We start from the raw sequence: 244 nt of genomic DNA, 5'->3' as shown, positions 1-244 counted from the left end.
CGTCCTCGTCGACGACGAGTTCTCCACGCGCAGGACGGTGCTCAATACGATCGAGGCGCTGCACGACCGCCATCCGCGCGATCGCTATGTGATCGTCGCGCTCGTCGACATGCGGGCCGAGTGCCACCGGCGGGAGCTCGAGGACTTCGCGGCGAGGCTGGGCGCGCGGGTGGAGGTCATCGCCCTGGCGACGGGCACGGTGCGGCTGCCCGAGGGCGTGCTGGAGCGCGGGCAGGAGCTGGTG

Annotated in this window: 1 protein-coding gene; it reads left to right on the top strand. The window is 71.7% G+C overall.

Annotated elements, in window-relative coordinates:
* Positions 1 to 244: phosphoribosyltransferase domain-containing protein (locus ACSNOK_RS35750; RefSeq protein WP_436784824.1), on the top strand; the 244-nt coding region annotated here is incomplete at both ends.

This window comes from Streptomyces sp. URMC 126, from assembly GCF_051386555.1.
Classification (GTDB): Bacteria; Actinomycetota; Actinomycetes; order Streptomycetales; family Streptomycetaceae; genus Streptomyces.
Note: the sequence above shows the minus strand (reverse complement) of the source record. Positions and strands in the feature narration are given on the sequence as shown.